The sequence below is a fragment of the Brevibacillus brevis genome (assembly GCF_022026395.1).
GTDB lineage: Bacteria > Bacillota > Bacilli > Brevibacillales > Brevibacillaceae > Brevibacillus.
Genome location: NZ_CP041767.1, coordinates 1,340,959 through 1,356,745 on the forward strand (window position 1 = coordinate 1,340,959; position 15,787 = coordinate 1,356,745).

General features: G+C 48.7%; 11 protein-coding genes. 5 read left to right on the forward strand and 6 right to left on the reverse strand.

The genetic code is table 11. The features are described 5' to 3' along the window. Window positions 1–11 precede the first annotated feature (11 nt). From FO446_RS06900 to FO446_RS06910, 3 genes are all read right to left on the reverse strand, one after another. On the reverse strand, window positions 12–542 hold the full coding sequence (locus FO446_RS06900) for a hypothetical protein (RefSeq protein ID WP_237900181.1): 531 nt from the start codon (window positions 540–542) through the stop codon (window positions 12–14). Between the two features lie 91 nt (window positions 543–633). Beyond that, complete coding sequence (locus FO446_RS06905) at window positions 634–2,157, reverse strand: glycine betaine uptake BCCT transporter (protein ID WP_237900183.1); 1,524 nt, start codon at window positions 2,155–2,157, stop codon at window positions 634–636. A 77-nt stretch (window positions 2,158–2,234) separates the two neighbouring features. Further along, complete coding sequence (locus FO446_RS06910; RefSeq protein WP_232773639.1) at window positions 2,235–3,107, reverse strand: LysR family transcriptional regulator; 873 nt, start codon at window positions 3,105–3,107, stop codon at window positions 2,235–2,237. 167 nt (window positions 3,108–3,274) lie between these two features. Between FO446_RS06910 and FO446_RS06915 the strand changes: the two genes are divergently transcribed. Continuing rightward, the gene (locus tag FO446_RS06915) at window positions 3,275–4,555 is read left to right on the forward strand and encodes an NCS2 family permease (protein WP_255688669.1); all 1,281 of its coding nucleotides are present in this window, start codon (window positions 3,275–3,277) and stop codon (window positions 4,553–4,555) included. A 149-nt stretch (window positions 4,556–4,704) separates the two neighbouring features. Here the strand turns inward: FO446_RS06915 and FO446_RS06920 are convergent, their stop codons facing one another. Together FO446_RS06920 and FO446_RS06925 are read right to left on the reverse strand one after the other, a co-directional pair. After that, window positions 4,705–5,775 carry a hypothetical protein gene (locus FO446_RS06920; RefSeq protein WP_237900185.1) on the reverse strand — a complete coding sequence of 357 codons (1,071 nt, stop codon included), beginning with the start codon at window positions 5,773–5,775 and terminating at the stop codon, window positions 4,705–4,707. Between the two features lie 161 nt (window positions 5,776–5,936). Then, window positions 5,937–6,893, reverse strand: coding sequence for a GntR family transcriptional regulator (locus FO446_RS06925; protein ID WP_237900187.1), 957 nt, complete (start codon window positions 6,891–6,893; stop codon window positions 5,937–5,939). Window positions 6,894–7,032: 139 nt separating this feature from the next. Between FO446_RS06925 and FO446_RS06930 the strand changes: the two genes are divergently transcribed. From FO446_RS06930 to FO446_RS06945, 4 genes are all read left to right on the forward strand, one after another. Next, window positions 7,033–7,560 carry an HPP family protein gene (locus FO446_RS06930; protein ID WP_237900189.1) on the forward strand — a complete coding sequence of 176 codons (528 nt, stop codon included), beginning with the start codon at window positions 7,033–7,035 and terminating at the stop codon, window positions 7,558–7,560. A 140-nt stretch (window positions 7,561–7,700) separates the two neighbouring features. After that, window positions 7,701–8,309 (forward strand): Crp/Fnr family transcriptional regulator, encoded by a 609-nt coding sequence (locus FO446_RS06935; protein ID WP_237900191.1) that lies wholly within the window; start codon window positions 7,701–7,703, stop codon window positions 8,307–8,309. A 69-nt stretch (window positions 8,310–8,378) separates the two neighbouring features. Then, complete coding sequence (locus tag FO446_RS06940) at window positions 8,379–9,059, forward strand: queuosine precursor transporter (protein ID WP_221867532.1); 681 nt, start codon at window positions 8,379–8,381, stop codon at window positions 9,057–9,059. Between the two features lie 171 nt (window positions 9,060–9,230). Further along, window positions 9,231–14,720 (forward strand): chitobiase/beta-hexosaminidase C-terminal domain-containing protein, encoded by a 5,490-nt coding sequence (locus FO446_RS06945; RefSeq protein ID WP_237900192.1) that lies wholly within the window; start codon window positions 9,231–9,233, stop codon window positions 14,718–14,720. 59 nt (window positions 14,721–14,779) lie between these two features. Here the strand turns inward: FO446_RS06945 and trpS are convergent, their stop codons facing one another. Next, window positions 14,780–15,766 (reverse strand): tryptophan--tRNA ligase, encoded by a 987-nt coding sequence (trpS, locus tag FO446_RS06950; protein ID WP_047070564.1) that lies wholly within the window; start codon window positions 15,764–15,766, stop codon window positions 14,780–14,782. Window positions 15,767–15,787 lie beyond the last annotated feature (21 nt).

The following is a 15,787-nucleotide window of genomic DNA, read 5'->3' on the forward strand; positions in this document are numbered from 1 at the left end:
AGCGTCCCCCTTTACAATCTGCTCATATAATAAGCGGTCTCTTCAAGCAACTCCTGTATTTTGAACCAAGAACGCCAAAGAGAAAAACTGAAGAAGACACATGCAACAAATGCTAACGCAGGAAGGCTATGATCGCGAATAACATTTCGCAGTATAAACCAAACGGACAGTATGTACGACAAGATTAGGAAATAAAAGATGACATTGCGCTCTTCTCGAATGAGCAGATCGATTTTATCCTCCAGTAATGAAAACTCCAGTTGGTTGTCTTTGTGCATTTGTTGGCGATCCACTCGAGCGTCTGAGGTTGCAAAGCTGTACAGCTCTATTTCTTTCCTGTTTGGTTCCTTGATAAATTCCACTTGAAACATTACACCTGTAAAAATCGATCGTTTCATGTACAGATTGTCGGTATAGAGGCGATTTTGATTTTCCCATACTTGCAAGATAATAAACGAAGCAATGAATAGTGTGAAGACAATCATCAATTTCCAGTACGGTATCGGTACTATCTTTTTTCGAAAAGAACGATCTAGCTCCATACGATCAAATCCTTTGAAATATTTTCCATATAATACCACAAAAAAGACCCTTCACGAAGCATAATGCCTGATAGAAGGGTCTTCCTGCCTTTTACAACTCCTTCAACAACCTCTCCAGCTTCTTCTGCTGTTCTTTCCGCTTCTTTTTCGCAATCCGGTCTTCTTCTTGCAACGCCATGACAAGGGAGAAGCACATCAAGACCATGATGACGGTAAAAGGCAGTGCTGCCACTATGGAGGCTGTCTGTAGGCCTTCCAAGCCGCCGCTTAACAACAGAACAATCGCGATAGCGGATTGGAGGACGCCCCAGGTGATTTTTACCCGATTCGACGGGTCCAGGTTGCCATCAGAAGACAGCATGCCGAGCACGAAAATAGCGGAATCCGCTGATGTAATAAAAAAGGTGATGATTAACAGAATCGCAACGACAGCGAGAATGTACCCCATAGGCAACTGCTCCAGGGCGAGGAACAACGCAGTCGATATGTCACTTTGTACCGCCGCCCCTATAGGCGCTTGATCAAAAATTTCGAGATGAAGAGCAGTCCCGCCAAACACCGAAAACCAAATGAAGCTTAACAAACTCGGAACGAGCATCACGCAAATGACGAATTCCTTGATCGTGCGACCTTTGGAGACGCGTGCGATAAACATGCCGACGAACGGCGCCCAGGCAATCCACCACGACCAGTAAAACAGCGTCCAGTTGGCTACCCATGTCCCTTGTGTAAAAGGGGTCAGTCGCAAGCTCATCGAGATGAGATTGTTCAAATAACTGCCCAGCGTACTGGTGAAGGCGTCAAAAATAAATGAGGTTGGTCCCAGTACGAGCGTTAGCAGGAGGAGCAACAAAGCGAATACGAGATTCGTATTGCTCAAATACTTGATACCTCGATCCAGCCCTGTCGTAGCCGAGAGCAGAAATAGCACTGTAATGATGGAAATAATGACGATCTGCACTGTGGTACTGGACGGCAGTCCAAAGAGGTGAGACAAGCCCCCATTTATTTGCAGAGTTCCGAGGCCAAGTGAGGTTGCGACACCGAATGCCGTGGCGATGACAGCTAGAATATCGATCCCTTTTCCGAGCGGTCCGTGTATGCGTTCACCGAGCAGTGGGCCAAAGGTGGAGGAAATCAAGCCCTTCGCCCCTTTGCGAAATTGAAAATACGAGAGAGAGAGTGCGATGAGAGCGTAGATCCCCCAAGGATGCAGACCCCAGTGAAAAAACGCATAGCGCAGAGCAGTTTGTGCGGCTTCGGTCGTTTGTCCGGTCACACCTGCTGGCGGAGCGAAGTAATGAGAAATGGGCTCCGCTACTCCCCAAAAGACAAGACCAATCCCCATCCCAGCAGAAAACAGCATGGCAAACCACGTAGGCAGCGAGTATTCCGGCTCGTCATCGTCGCTCCCCAAAGGGATTTGTCCGTATCTGCTAAAGGCAAGGAAGATGCAAAAGATCAGAAAACCGAAAGTCACGATTAAATAAAACCAGCCAAAATTCGTCGTGGTCACTTTCAGGACATGGGAAGCCGCAGAGGCGAACAGCTCAGGAGAAATCGCGCCGAACAGCACAATGACAAATACAATGACCAAGGATATCAGGAAAGTCATCTTTATCCTCCCGGGAATCTACAAGAAATGGTAATAGTTTATCATCCCGCGGGATTTCCAAGATTATTCCACTGGAGTTACGATGAAAACGTCTCGATAAACCGATTCGCTGCTTTGGATAGATGGCGTCCAGACTGCCAAACGACAGCAGCGGAAGAATAAATAGAAGTACCGGAGAGTCGAATCCCGCGAATTTGTTCGCTCTGATGAGTTTCCCATGCCGAGATGGGGACGATGGAGGAACCGACAGAGGAGGCGACCATGCTGACGATGAGCGAGATGTCCGGGCACTCACAGATGACATGCGGTTCCACGCCTAGACGGGAAAATTCCTTGATAATCAAGTCGTAGATGCCCAATCCTGGCGTGCTCGGCATGATGAGCGGGAGCTGGGCGATCTCGCGCATTTCGATTTCTTTGCGATCGGCATAAGGGGAGGTGGCAGGAACAATGAGCACAAAATCCTCTTCCTCCAACGGAATCATGGTGCAGTTGTTCAATGAGTGGGGGAGACGTACGATAGCGACTTCTATGGTTCTGCGCTCCAGCCACTGATTGAGGAGCTGCGTATCGCCTTTCCAAATTTTATACGTAATGAGCGGATATTTTTGCTGAAACACGCGAATTTGTTCTGGCAGACGATAGGCCGACAGTGCGCTGACACCGATGGAAAGCGTCCCACGAATGCCTTCGCCTGTCTCTTTGACCTCGGAAAGGGCTTCCTCCATTTGATGAACGATATTGAGGGCCTGTTTGTAGAGAGTGACGCCTGCTTCTGTCAGAACCATTTGTTTGCCTGAGCGCTCAACAAGCAAGGTTCCGAGTTCCTCCTCCATTTGTTTCAGTTGCTGGCTCAAAGGCGGCTGGGCCATGTTCAGCCTTTTAGCCGCTCCCGTTATCTGACCTTCTTCCGCTATGGCGATAAAATAACGCAGTTGCCGAATGTCCACACACAATGCCTTCTTTCCTTACGAGAATGGTTCCATATGAAAACGATATGAAAATTAGATTTTATGGATATTTTTCATATTGATGAAGCTATGATAGCATGTTTCCTGTGAATCTTCACTTCATGGAAAAGACATAAAGGAAAGAAGGGAAATCCGTGCGTACGTGGATGGAAAAGCTATTTCACTTGCGCGCTTACGACACGACGTTTCAAAGGGAACTCATCGCCGGATTTATTGGCTTTGTCACCATTGTTTACATTGTTGCCGTAAACGCTTCGATTTTAAATGATGCTGGAATACCGATGGAAGCAGGCATTCTGGCGACTGTATTGACGGCATTTATCGGGTCACTTCTTATGGCCTTTTGGGCAAATGCACCTATTATTCTGGTTCCCGGCATGGGGATCAACGCCCTGTTTACGTTCACATTATGCAAATCGATGGGCCTCACTTGGCAAGAAGCATTGGCAGCTGTTTTTGTTTCGGGTCTGATCTTTAGTGTCATTGCCTTTACCAAGGCCGCGAAAATATTGTCCAGTGCGATACCCGCTTCGCTAAAAGAAGCGATTACCGTAGGGATCGGGCTGTTCTTGACCTTCATCGGTCTGCAAAAAGGCGGGCTGATCGTCATGAATCCGTCTACATTTGTCGCGCTGGGTGACGTGTCCAGCCCGCATGTGATCGTCACGCTGATAACTTTGATTGTTACGTTGATTTTGTTTGTTCGCAATGTACCGGGCAACTTCTTGATCGGTATTGCGGTTGGTACAGGACTTGGCTTTTTGTTCGGGATTATCGAGCCAGGAGGAGGAGGATCGTTTTCGTTCGCGGATTACGGAAGCGTATTTGCGGGTCTTTCCTTTTCAGCCATTTGGGCGTTGCCATTTTGGATCGCGACCTTCTCATTGGCGATGGTCATCGTCTTTGAAAATATCGGCTTGATTCATGGGCATACCTCGATGCTTGGGCAGCCGGAGAAGTTTGGCCGGTCGCTGCAAGCGAATGCATTGTCGGCTGCCATCTCTGGCATTCTGGGAACCAGTCCGACGGTTTCTACGGTAGAGACAGCAGCAGGAATCGCAGCGGGAGGACGGACGGGACTGACCGCACTTGTAACAGGTACCTTGTTCCTGCTCTCGCTCGGTTTGCTTCCTGTCATCAAAATGATTCCAGATGGAGCCATTGCTCCGGTGCTCATCATCATTGGCGCACTGATGCTGCAAAATGTACAGAATATCAATCTGAAGGACTTCTCGGAAGGCTTCCCTGCCTTTTTGATCATCGCGATTATCCCGTTGTCCTACAGCATTGTAGATGGAATTGCGTTTGGATTCGTGGCGTATCCGCTCTTGAAGCTCGCATTGGGCAAACGCCGTGAAGTGCCTGCGCTCATGTATGTCATCGCGGGATTGTTCTTGCTGAATCTCATGCTGCCGATCTTCGCATAAAAGAGAAGGTTTCCCTCGACTTGTGTCGGGGGTTTTTTTGTTCTGTTCTCCCGTGCGATTTGCCTCGTAAAACCATCTTAAAAACAATGAAAAAGTCCCTTTGCCAATGAGAGAGGCAAAGGGATTATTCACGGAGAGATGCGCATTGATTATCGTTTTACCAGCGTAAACGCTTGTTTTACTTGGTCCAGAGACATCATCAGAGGGATGAATTTCTTCCCTTCTTTGCTTGCTGGATCAAATACTGTGTCTTGTGGCAAGCTTGCTACATAAACCGTGTTGGTTGCTTGGTTACGTGCAATTTCGACGCCGACTGGTGGCTCGTCCGGGTTGTTCAGTTTTTTCCAGTCATTCAGGTCAAACGCGGTGATAACTACAACTGGTGTACGATCTTCCGCTTTGTCAGCATTGAAGATGAAGCGGGTTACACTCTTTGCTTCTGGCAAGTATTCGTCTGCATTTGGGCCTGTTTTTTCCTCAACAAGGATGTTGCCATTCCAAGATTTTGGACCTTTAAAAGTAAAGGCTGCGTCTTGGCTTTTGAAAGTATCATGATAGACTTCGAGTGGTTTTACAGCTGGTTCGAAGTTGGCACTCATCAATTCCCATTTGGTTTGGTTCCACTTCCATTTGGATTTGAGGTAGCCGCGAACATCTGCATTGTAATCACCAGTCAGGCGCTCTGTGCCTTCCAGTACGTAGAGGCCATTATTGTTTAGGTCGATCGGTTTCAGTTCGACGAAGTCCGCTCCGACTACGCCTGCTTTGTTTTTATCGAGACCTGGCAGGCTGAGTTCTTTCGCTTTTCCATCTTTCACGGTGTAGATGTGATTGGTTGTGTAGCCGCCGCTTCCGCCAGTGCTTGCAGTAACCATGATCTCGCCTTTTTTATCGTAAGTGAAATCTTGAACGGACAGCTTCGGCTCGTAGCCGTTGTCCTTCACGTCGATGTTAAAAGATTTCTTCGTTTTGCCATCTGTTACTTTGATGGTGAGGTCCTTCACGTATGGGCTGTTTTTCTCTTTTTTCCCGTACAGAACCACTGTGTCTGCGGTTTTGTCACCCGTTACGTCTGCTGTTTTTTTCGTAATCTCTTGCAAGCCTTTTGTTGTAGCAGTTGTGTTGCTTGCATCTGCTGTGATTGCATACCCTCCAGTGAAAAGTACGGAAGTTAGTACTGTTCCTGTTACGAGTTTGTTCAAGTGTTTCAAGTGTTTCATGTGGTGAATCTCCTCCCCAGTCTTGCTGACTGATCATGATGTAAATGTGTAGTCTGCTGCATCTTGGCTTGTCCTTGCTACACGTTCATTATGTACGATAGGGTGGCTGCATTGGTTACAGACTATCGACATAAATCCTACAAATCGGTAACAGGTAAAAGTTAGGGGGCTAGGAGGTTGCTCGCTTCTTTTAGCAGTGCCTCGCTGCTTTGCTCCAACAGCATGGGATAGAGACGTGTTTTGTCTGGAGCTAACGCGAGGAGCTGATCATATACCGCAGCGGAGGCATAGAGCAAGTCAGAATCGTGGATAATCTGCTGCAAGGAGCGTTCATCAACGAATCCTGCGGTCATGTGTTGAATCTGTTCGATACCTGCCTCTTGTACCCGTCTCGCCATCCATTCCCCGCCTTTTTTTCCGAGACAAACAAACCCAACTGCACGGCCTACCTCCAGGCGAGCGATCTCCAGAAGCGTGCTCGTCTGGGCACTTGCTCCAATGATGAGGACTGATTTGTGATAACGAGCAGCTAATTCTTTTACCTCCTCTGCATGATTGACGGTGGTGACGATTTGGTCGGCATCTTGTATAGCAGAGAGAACATCTGAATGGTTTTCAAGATAGGCAGCCTGAATGGGCTGACCAATGATCTCTTCTATTTTCCTACGATAAAAAGGATGGTCATGCTCGTGACATTCTACCAAGAGCCATCGGGCTTCTTTTTTGGACCGGGAAAGAAACAAGTGCCCGTAAGCAATGGAAGCAAGCATAAGCTCATCCAGCGAAAACGGAAGCTGCTGTGCTTCGGTCATGATGGTTTTGGCGTGATCATAAAGCGATTGCTGCCGCATGCGAAAGGCAGTAATCGCAGAATTGTCGGCGACAGAGGTGCCGCGACCCTTTTGCATATGGACGAGACCTTCATCCCGTAGCTGTGTGTATACAGCATTGATGGTGTTGCGGTTGACTTGCAGCTGATCCGCTAATTGGGCAGCAGGTGGGAGCATTTCGCCCGGTTGAAGGTGGCCGAGGCCAACGAGAAGCTTCAATTGTTCTTTGATTTGCACATGAATCGGGATTGGAAAGTCTGGATTTAGCCGCACAAGTGATTGAGTCATGGATATTCGCCTCACAGTTTGGTGTTTGTATTTTATTTTACTAAATATCTAGGTAACTAGCTATTATTTGTGTTTTTGTAAGATAGCTTACAGAACAAGGAAAGGTCACTTGCTAAGATGGGAGCAGGAGGTGGCTGTGATGAGTGAAGGATGGAGCATAAAGGGATTTGTAGCCAAAATGAAGGGGAGAAGCAGAACGCCTTTGAAAATATCTGGCTCGGTTGCTTTGATTGGGGGCCTTGGCGGATTAGTGACGATAGGGGTGTTGGGCATGCTGACGGAATTCACCACCGCTGTTTGGTTGATGGCTTCATTTGGAGCAAGCTGTGTGCTTGCTTTCGTGGCTTGGGATTCGCCGTTATCTCAGCCGCGCAATATCGTCGGGGGGCATTTTTTTACCAGCTTGGTTGGCGTGCTGCTTTATCAAATAGGCGGATCGCAGCTGTGGGTCGTAGCAGTTAGTGTCGGTCTTGCGATTGTCGTCATGCATGTCACGAAAACGACCCATCCTCCTGCGGGTGCCAATCCGATCGTCATTGTCATGGACGGCAAGGGGTGGGAGTTTTTATTGTCTCCGGTACTTATAGGTGCAGTAGTGGTTGTGCTGATTGCGCTATTCGTCAATAACATGCATAAGAAGCGTGCTTATCCTGTGTTTTGGGTATAGCAATATCACAGTAAACAATGGCCGCCTTTTATTAGGGGGTCATTTTTTCATGGAGAAAGAAGAGGAGAGGGTGATTGACAAATGAGATGAAATACATAAAAGTATAGGTAACTAGGTATGCGGTGTGGAGAGGATGTATCATGAGTGAGCAAATCGTTCTAGCCAAGAAAACGGTGTTTCAGACACCGACGGACACTCGAATGGGCATTTTTTTCATTCAAAAGGGACTTCTGCGTCTCTCTCGGTTAAACGAGGATGGAAAATCCTTTACCGTGGGATTGCTGGGACCCGGAGCTGTTTTTGGCGAGATTGGGGAAATGGTGCTGGGGTCACGTGCTGTGTACATTGAAGCGATGCAAAAAACGACCCTTACTCATTGGAGTGCGACTCGGATGGAAAAAATGCTGCAAGCATGTCCACCACGCTTGAAAGAAATGATGTACCAGTTGTCAAAACGATTGGGCGAACAAGAGGAGCGGATGGAAAAGCTGGCCTTGGAATCGGTCAGGGATCGCGTGTTGCATCTGTTGGTTCAGTTATGTCAGCGGTTCGGAAAAGCAGAGGGGCCGTTTTGGAAATTGACCGTATCTCTCTCCCACCAGGAGATTGCCAACATGGTAGGGGCGACCAGAGAAACTGTTTCATTAGCATTAGCGAGTTTGGTCGATGAGGGAATGGTGTTGGTGTCCCGCATGTCGATTGCGGTACATGCCTCGAGAATGGTTGATAAAAAAAGAGAATGCAAGTAAAATGATTGAATGCTCAAAACGGGCCGCGGTTCGTAAACTCCCGCGTTATCAAAACTAGGAGGAAATCATATGTTTAATTTTTGGATCGGAGTGCTGTTTGCTCTGGTGAACTTCGGGCTGTTCCTGCTCTGCTACCGATTGTTCGGCAGAATGGGACTGTACGCGTGGATCGGGATGGCAACCGTGCTGGCCAACATCCAAGTGGTCAAAACGATCGAAATGTTCGGCTTGGTCATGACGCTCGGCAATACGATTTATGCTTCTATTTATTTGGTAAGCGATCTATTGAACGAGAAGTATGGGGAAAGAGAAGCGAAAAAAGCCGTATGGTTCGGCTTCTTTACCTTAATTGCGGCAACGATCATCATGCAACTCGTGCTGGTGTTTGAACCACAGGAAACAGATATTGCCCAAGGTTCCTTAGAGACGATTTTTGGCTTGATGCCAAGAGTTGCATTGGGTAGCTTGTGTGCGTATTTTGTCAGCCAGTTTGTCGACGTGAAAATCTATTCGTGGTTGAAGAAAAAATGTCCGGGCCCAAATCAGCTCTGGATTCGCAATAATGGAAGCACGCTCTTTAGTCAGTTGCTTGACTCGGTTACCTTTTGTACGATTGCCTTTTTGGGAGAATTCCCGATGGATGTTTGGTGGCAAATCCTGTTGACCACCTACCTGATCAAGTTTGTCGTATCGGCAGCTTCGACGCCGGCTCTTTATATCGCACGTAGTATGAAAGTGGACGAAAGCTAATTGACAAAAACACGGAAAAACCGCCAAGGACGATGAAACTTGGCGGTTTTTGTTTTTCCATGTTTAGAAGGATTATACAAACTTTACATCAAATTTACATAAGATTCAGGTTATACGTTTACCATCTTATAGTAATTACTTCCGAATGATGTGAGGAGGAATGATGCGAGAATGTTGAAAAAAAGAGGGATTACTTCCAGATGGCCAAAGTTGGCGTTAATAGCCGCGGTCATGATGGGAACTGTTTTACCGACCGGGTGGATACCACAGGCAAAAGCCGAGCGGGCTGATCATGTGGTGATCAGTGAGGTGTATGGGGGTGGGGGGAATTCAGGTGCCCATTACAAGAATGACTTCATTGAATTGTATAACCCGACAGACACGGCTGTTTCGCTAGTAGGGTGGTCAGTTCAGTATGCTTCTGCTACGGGTGAGAAATGGCAGGCAACTAATTTGACTGGAAGCATTGCCCCCGATGGATTTTATTTGATTCAGCAAGCGGCAGGACAAGGTGGAGGGACAGAACTCTCTTCTCCTGATGATACTGGAAAGACTGATTTGTCAGGTACGAAAGGGAAAGTCGCTCTCGTCAGCCATACAACACCTTTAACTGGAACAGATGTATCCTCACAAGCAGGTGTTGCTGATATGGTTGGATTTGGTGATGCCAATTCATCTGAGGGCAACTCACCAGCACCAGCTCCCTCGAATACGACCAGTGCCCAACGCATTAGCGACGCCAGCGGCATTGTGCCGAACGGAGGAAATGGCTGGGATACCAATAACAACGGCAACGATTTTATTACAGGGGCACCTACCCCGAAAAACACCCAAAGCCCGGTAGAACCGCCGCTACCAACAGATGTGACCGAAAAGCCGAATGCCACAGAACTCATTTTTGATCATACGGATCCTATCCAAGCAACAATTCGCGGCTATGTCGGTCAAGGGCGGACTATTAAGGTTTATGCGAGTCAGCCTACCGGAACAGGTAACGACACTCCTTTGGCACAGCAAGATTCGGATGCTTCCGGACTGATCGACCTGACTTTTACCAATCCCGATCCAAATGCACAGGGAGTCTATCTCACGGCAATGGAAGGCAGCAAGAAGGAAAGCGCGAGCATTGAGCTGAGGCCAGCGGTAGCAAGCCCAGCTATGATCCAGGATAAAGTCAGCCTGCAAGCATTGAACGGTGTGGGCGAGCTGCGTGGAGAAGCAGGTGCGGCAGCAGGGAATGCGATACTGCGTGCATACGATCCACAAAAACAACCGCTAATGCTTAGTAACAAAGAAACTGGAACGGCACAGGCAAATGGGTCATTTTCCTTTACGATTCCAAACATCGACCAGTTGGATCATATCCTCGTAACGCAGCAAACAGTTGGGGCATATGGCAAGTCGTTTGAGAGCCCGGAAGTTAGCGTCACCAAGTCAGCCGTAGGTTTGACGACGATTGCTGAAGCAAGAAAAACCCCGGTTGGGACGAACGTGATTGTCGTCGGAACGGTGACCGCGATGTTTGAAGCGGGCGGACAAAACAACGTGTACTTCCAAGATGAGACGGCAGGACTCGTACTTCGTGCGCCAGGGCTGACTGGCAAAGTTGAGGTAGGAGACAAGATCCGAGCTACCGGAAAAATGAATGATTATTATGGACTTGCTCAACTCGAAGCACTCACCAATAACGTGGAAATCGTGCAAAAGCAAGCAGGTGTGCCTAACCCGCAAGTTGTGACTTCCACTGATTTTGCAACTGCTACAGGAGAGGCATTGGAAGGCAAACTGGTAACCGTGAAGGTGGTTACTGTCAAATCAGTATCAAGCGGCAACTATACGCTGGAGGATCAGCACGGTACGTTTGTGTCTCGACCGGATGCCTCTCTTCTGCTACCAGTGAACAAGAGCTATGCAGCTATTACAGGCGTGGTGAACTACGACCGCAATGTATACAAGCTGGTGCCGCGCACTGTTGCCGATCTTGTCGAGGACGAGAATAAAGTCCCGATGGTCACAGCGAGCCCAGCTGGTCCTATGGTGACAAAAGGAACAAATGTCACGCTCACAACGACGATGGCTGACGCTACGATCTTCTATACGGTAGATGGTTCAACGCCCGGCAGAGGAAGCATCAAGTATACGGGACCGATCCAGATTGATACGGATACGACACTTTCAGCCATAGCCGTCAAGGATGGTTACACAGACAGCAATATAGCGACCTTCCGCTATGTGATTCAAAAAGATAACATTCGTATCCATGACATTCAAGGAACCTCGCACCGCTCACCGATGACGGATGGAACGGTGACCAATATTCCAGGAATCGTCACGGCTATCGTCAAAAGCGGCAGTAATGTACAAGGCTTTTATATGCAAGACCCGCAACCGGACGCAGACCCATTTACCTCTGAAGGCATTTACGTTTACGAGCCAAAAGCAGCGGTCGCCCCTGGCGATGAAGTAACTGTGAGTGGTACCGTCAAGGAATATGTACCATCGAACAGGGCGGGTACAGACCTCACTCAAACGCAAATTGATGCAACCTCGTACGCCGTTGTAAATCCAGCAAAGGGACTCCCAGACCCACTCATCTTGGGCAAAGACAACTACGAATATCCGAAAGGAATTATCGACAACGACAGTCTCGGCAAATTCGATCCAGACCAAGACGGCATCGACTTCTGGGAAAGCCTCGAAGGCATGCTGGTACAAATCGAAAATCCAATCGTGGTTGGCGAAACCAAGACGTTTACCAATCCACGCGCAACGGAGTTTGTCGTCATCGATGATCAAGCCCATCCGAATCAGCCACGTACGCCAGCCGGCGGAGTGGTGCTGGAAGCCAATGATTTTCACCCTGAGCGCATCACGGTATCGGACAAACTCGAATCGATTACCGGAGAAGTAAAAGTCGGCGACAAATTTGACGGCCCGCTGGTAGGTATCATTGATTACAGCTTTGCGAACTACAAGCTGTTCCATACACGAGCGTTTACGGTACAGCCAAGCCATTATGAGCAGCCAGTGACAAGTATTTCCCCAAAAGAAGACAAGCTGACAATCGCTTCGTACAACATCGAGAATTTCTCGGCAAAAACCGATTCTGCCAAAATCAATCGCATCGCCGAGACGATTGTAGACAACATGAAAGCGCCGGATATTGTCGGAGTGGTGGAAATGCAGGACGATAATGGCCCGACGGACAATGGGCAAACAGATGCTACGCAGTCTGCGGACGCATTGATCAAAGCAATAGCAAACAAAAACGGACCGACTTACCGATACATCGATATTGCACCACAGAACAATCAGGATGGTGGACAGCCAGGAGGAAACATCCGTGTCGGCTTCTTCTACAACCCAGAACGGGTACAGCTGGCAGCAGGAACGCCAGGTGGTGCGACTGATGCGGTGCAAATCGAGACACGAGATGGTATAGCGCATTTGTCACACAATCCAGGACGGGTAGATCCGACCAACGCGGCGTTTGCTTCGAGCCGTAAGCCACTGGCAGCAGAGTTCATTTTCCAGGGCGAGCCAGTCATTGTCATAGCCAACCATTTCAACTCCAAGGGTGGAGATCAAGCGCTGTTTGGAAAAGATCAGCCGCCACAGCTGGTGAGTGAAGTACAGCGCATGAAAATTGCCCGTGTGCTAAATAACTTTGTAAAAGAAATCCATGCAGCGGAAGCGAAAGCAAATGTTGTGGTGCTGGGCGATCTCAACGATTTCCCGTTTTCGAATCCGGTGCAGGAATTGGCAGATGGCGTTTTGACCAATATGGTCGAGAAACTGCCGAAGGGTGAGCAGTATACGTACGTGTACCAAGGGAACTCCCAAGTCTTGGATCAAATTTTGGTCAGCAACCACTTGAAGGATGACACAAAGGTTGACATCGTTCACATCAACGCTGGCTTGACCGAGAGCGAGGGACGTGTGAGTGATCATAATCCCGTCCTTGTCCAACTGGACTTGAAGGATCGTGGTACGCCGGAAAAAACAGCACAAGAAGTCGCGGAAAGCATTACGCAGCTCACACAGCCCGCAGCGGGTGAGACCCGTTTGAAGCTGCCAGAAGTACCTACAGGCTTTACTATCACGATCAAGTCGTCTAGTGATCCAGCAGTCATTGCGCTGGATGGCAAAATCACGCCGACATATCGCCAGACGAATGTAGACCTAGTTTTGGAGGTCACGCGAGCATCTGATCAATCTACAGCAGAAACGAAAGTATTGACCGTACAGGTTCCAGCCAAGCCGGATTCACCACCGCCAGTTACGCCGCCGGACAGAACACCGACACCAGACTCGCAGCGTGAGTTGAACAAGCAAGCAGCTCAAGTGATCTCCTCAAGTAACGGGGAGAACGCCATTTTGGGTCAGGTGGATCAAGTACTCAGCCATTTGGAAAAACTTCTGGATGCCAAGCAATGGACGCCGACGGAGAAATGGGAGACAGTCACGGATACGATCACGACTGTACTCGAGGCAGTAACCGAGCAGGCTGAGCGAGGAATTATCAGTGAAGAGACACTCCAAGATGTGACGAAGAGCTTTTTGGACAAAGCATTTGACCCGCTCACTGAAGATGGCATCGAGGATGAAGAGATTGCCCGCCTGGCACTTGCCTCTTTGACGAGTTTGGCGAAAACAGCGCTGGAGCCGCTCGATGAAAAGGATATTTCCAAAGAGGTAGCCAAGCATGTCCGAACATTGGCAGGAGAGCTCTTGAAAAAGCTTGGCACTGTCGTCATAGAAGATGGGGATGAAATCAAGGCAGATGACGAACAAGTAGATGAGCTTCTGGACGTACTCGGGGAATTCATGAAGGCAATCGAGTCCGTGAAAGAAAAGATCGGCTTTGCTCCTGTGCTGTTCGTTCAGGTGAAAGAAGGCGATGACGATGCGAGCGACACGCGTTCTCGCAAGGGAGAATCCGCTGATCCGACGGTGACCCTGGAACAGCAACTCGTTGAACAATTAAAGGAAAAAGAGGTAGGCATTCGCGTAACCTTGGACAGCGAAGCATGGGTTGAGGTGCCTGGCACATATTTTGCCGCTCAGCGTGCAAGAGAATTTGCCCTCGCTCTGACACAAGCAAACGGGAACGGGTGGAAAGGTGTGCCGAACCCTGGCGAAGCGTATCAATTGCAAGTGTGGAGCAACGGTAAAAAAGTGACAAATCTCGGCAAAACAGGCTTTACACTTGGTCTGCCAGTCGCCGAGGACGCAAGCGAAAAGCTCCAGGCGTATTCGTACCGTAGCAATATGTGGAGAGCAGCTACTGGACTCAAGGGTAAAGCGATCCAGGTGACGAAGGAAGATGATTTGGGTAGCTTTACAGTAACAACGGCGGCAACTTATGTCGTCGGAGAGAGTGCCCTGAAAAGGATCGAGATCGAGCCGAAATCTCTCAAGCTAGCCCAAGGAGAGGAAGCACAACTCAAGGTGAAGGCGATCCTCGGTAATGATGCAGAAGAGGACGTTACCGAAGCAGCGGGTATCGAGTTCACATCAAGCAAGCCCGAACAGGTAGAGGTGGATGAGTCTGGACGTATTCTTGTCTTGGATGATGCCAAACCAGGGACAAGAGTGACCATCACGATCAGCTACGCTGGCAAGACAGCGAAGGTAACTGTCACGGTTAAGAGCAATTGACGAAAAGAAAACGGGTTGGGAGAAAGTTTCCCAGCCCGTTTTTTTGTTGTGCAAATGGATTAGATACGTGCCATCCCCATCGCTTTTTCAACTTTGTATAGCATCTCATTCGCGACCTTATTCGCTTTTTCTGCCCCGGCAGTCAGGATATCATCCAGCTCTGAGGAGTGGAACAGCTGCTCAAAGCGTTCTTGAATCGGACGGAGTGTTTCTACGACAACTTCTGCCAGCTCGGTTTTGAATGCGCCATAGCCTTTGCCCTCGTACATCGCTTCAATCTCGTCCAGCGTTTTTCCGGAGCAGAGGGAGTAGATGGTCATGAGGTTAGAGACAGCAGGCTTTTCTGCTTTGTCATAACGTACAACGCTGTCGGAATCCGTCTGTGCGCGCTTGATTTTTTTCGTGATGGTGTCTGCATCATCCAGCATGGAAATGAAGGCGCCTTGGTTTGGATCGGATTTGCTCATTTTCTTGGTGCCTTCAGCAAGGGACATGATGCGTGCGCCAGTCTCTGGCAGGCGAACTTCCGGAATGGTGAAAATGTCACCATAACGGTTGTTAAAACGAGCAGCTAAATCACGTGTCAGCTCCAGATGCTGCTTCTGATCCTCGCCCACTGGGACAAAATCAGTGCCGTACAGCAAAATATCAGCAGCCATCAATGGAGGATAAGCTAGCAGACCGCCTGGAATAGATTCGCCGCGTCCATCGGATTTGTCCTTGAATTGGGTCATGCGCTCCAATTCACCCAAGTAAGAGGTACACAGCATGATCCAGCCGAGCTTGGCATGGGCCGGTACTTCCGATTGGACGAATAGCGTCATTTTGTTCGGATCGAGGCCAACGGACAAATAGAGAGCCGCGAGACGACGAATGTTTTCGCGCAGAACAGCAGGCTCCTGTGGAACGGTGATCGCATGCTGGTCGACGATGCAGTAAAAGCAGTTGAACTGATCTTGAAGCGGAACGAAGTGCTTCATTGCGCCCAAGTAGTTGCCGAGTGTCATAATGCCGCTCGGCTGAATGCCGGAAAAGATGGTTTTCATGGGAAAGTTGCTCCTTTCAAT

Bases quoted from the DNA above. Each gene is read 5' to 3' on its own strand.
- FO446_RS06900 (WP_237900181.1), bottom strand. From the start codon at position 542: ATGGAGCTAGATCGTTCTTTTCGAAAAAAGATAGTACCGATACCGTAC.
- FO446_RS06905 (WP_237900183.1), bottom strand. From the start codon at position 2,157: ATGACTTTCCTGATATCCTTGGTCATTGTATTTGTCATTGTGCTGTTC.
- FO446_RS06915 (WP_255688669.1), top strand. From the start codon at position 3,275: ATGGAAAAGCTATTTCACTTGCGCGCTTACGACACGACGTTTCAAAGG.
- FO446_RS06920 (WP_237900185.1), bottom strand. From the start codon at position 5,775: ATGAAACACTTGAAACACTTGAACAAACTCGTAACAGGAACAGTACTA.
- FO446_RS06925 (WP_237900187.1), bottom strand. From the start codon at position 6,893: ATGACTCAATCACTTGTGCGGCTAAATCCAGACTTTCCAATCCCGATT.
- FO446_RS06930 (WP_237900189.1), top strand. From the start codon at position 7,033: ATGAGTGAAGGATGGAGCATAAAGGGATTTGTAGCCAAAATGAAGGGG.
- FO446_RS06935 (WP_237900191.1), top strand. From the start codon at position 7,701: ATGAGTGAGCAAATCGTTCTAGCCAAGAAAACGGTGTTTCAGACACCG.
- FO446_RS06940 (WP_221867532.1), top strand. From the start codon at position 8,379: ATGTTTAATTTTTGGATCGGAGTGCTGTTTGCTCTGGTGAACTTCGGG.
- FO446_RS06945 (WP_237900192.1), top strand. From the start codon at position 9,231: ATGTTGAAAAAAAGAGGGATTACTTCCAGATGGCCAAAGTTGGCGTTA.
- trpS (WP_047070564.1), bottom strand. From the start codon at position 15,766: ATGAAAACCATCTTTTCCGGCATTCAGCCGAGCGGCATTATGACACTC.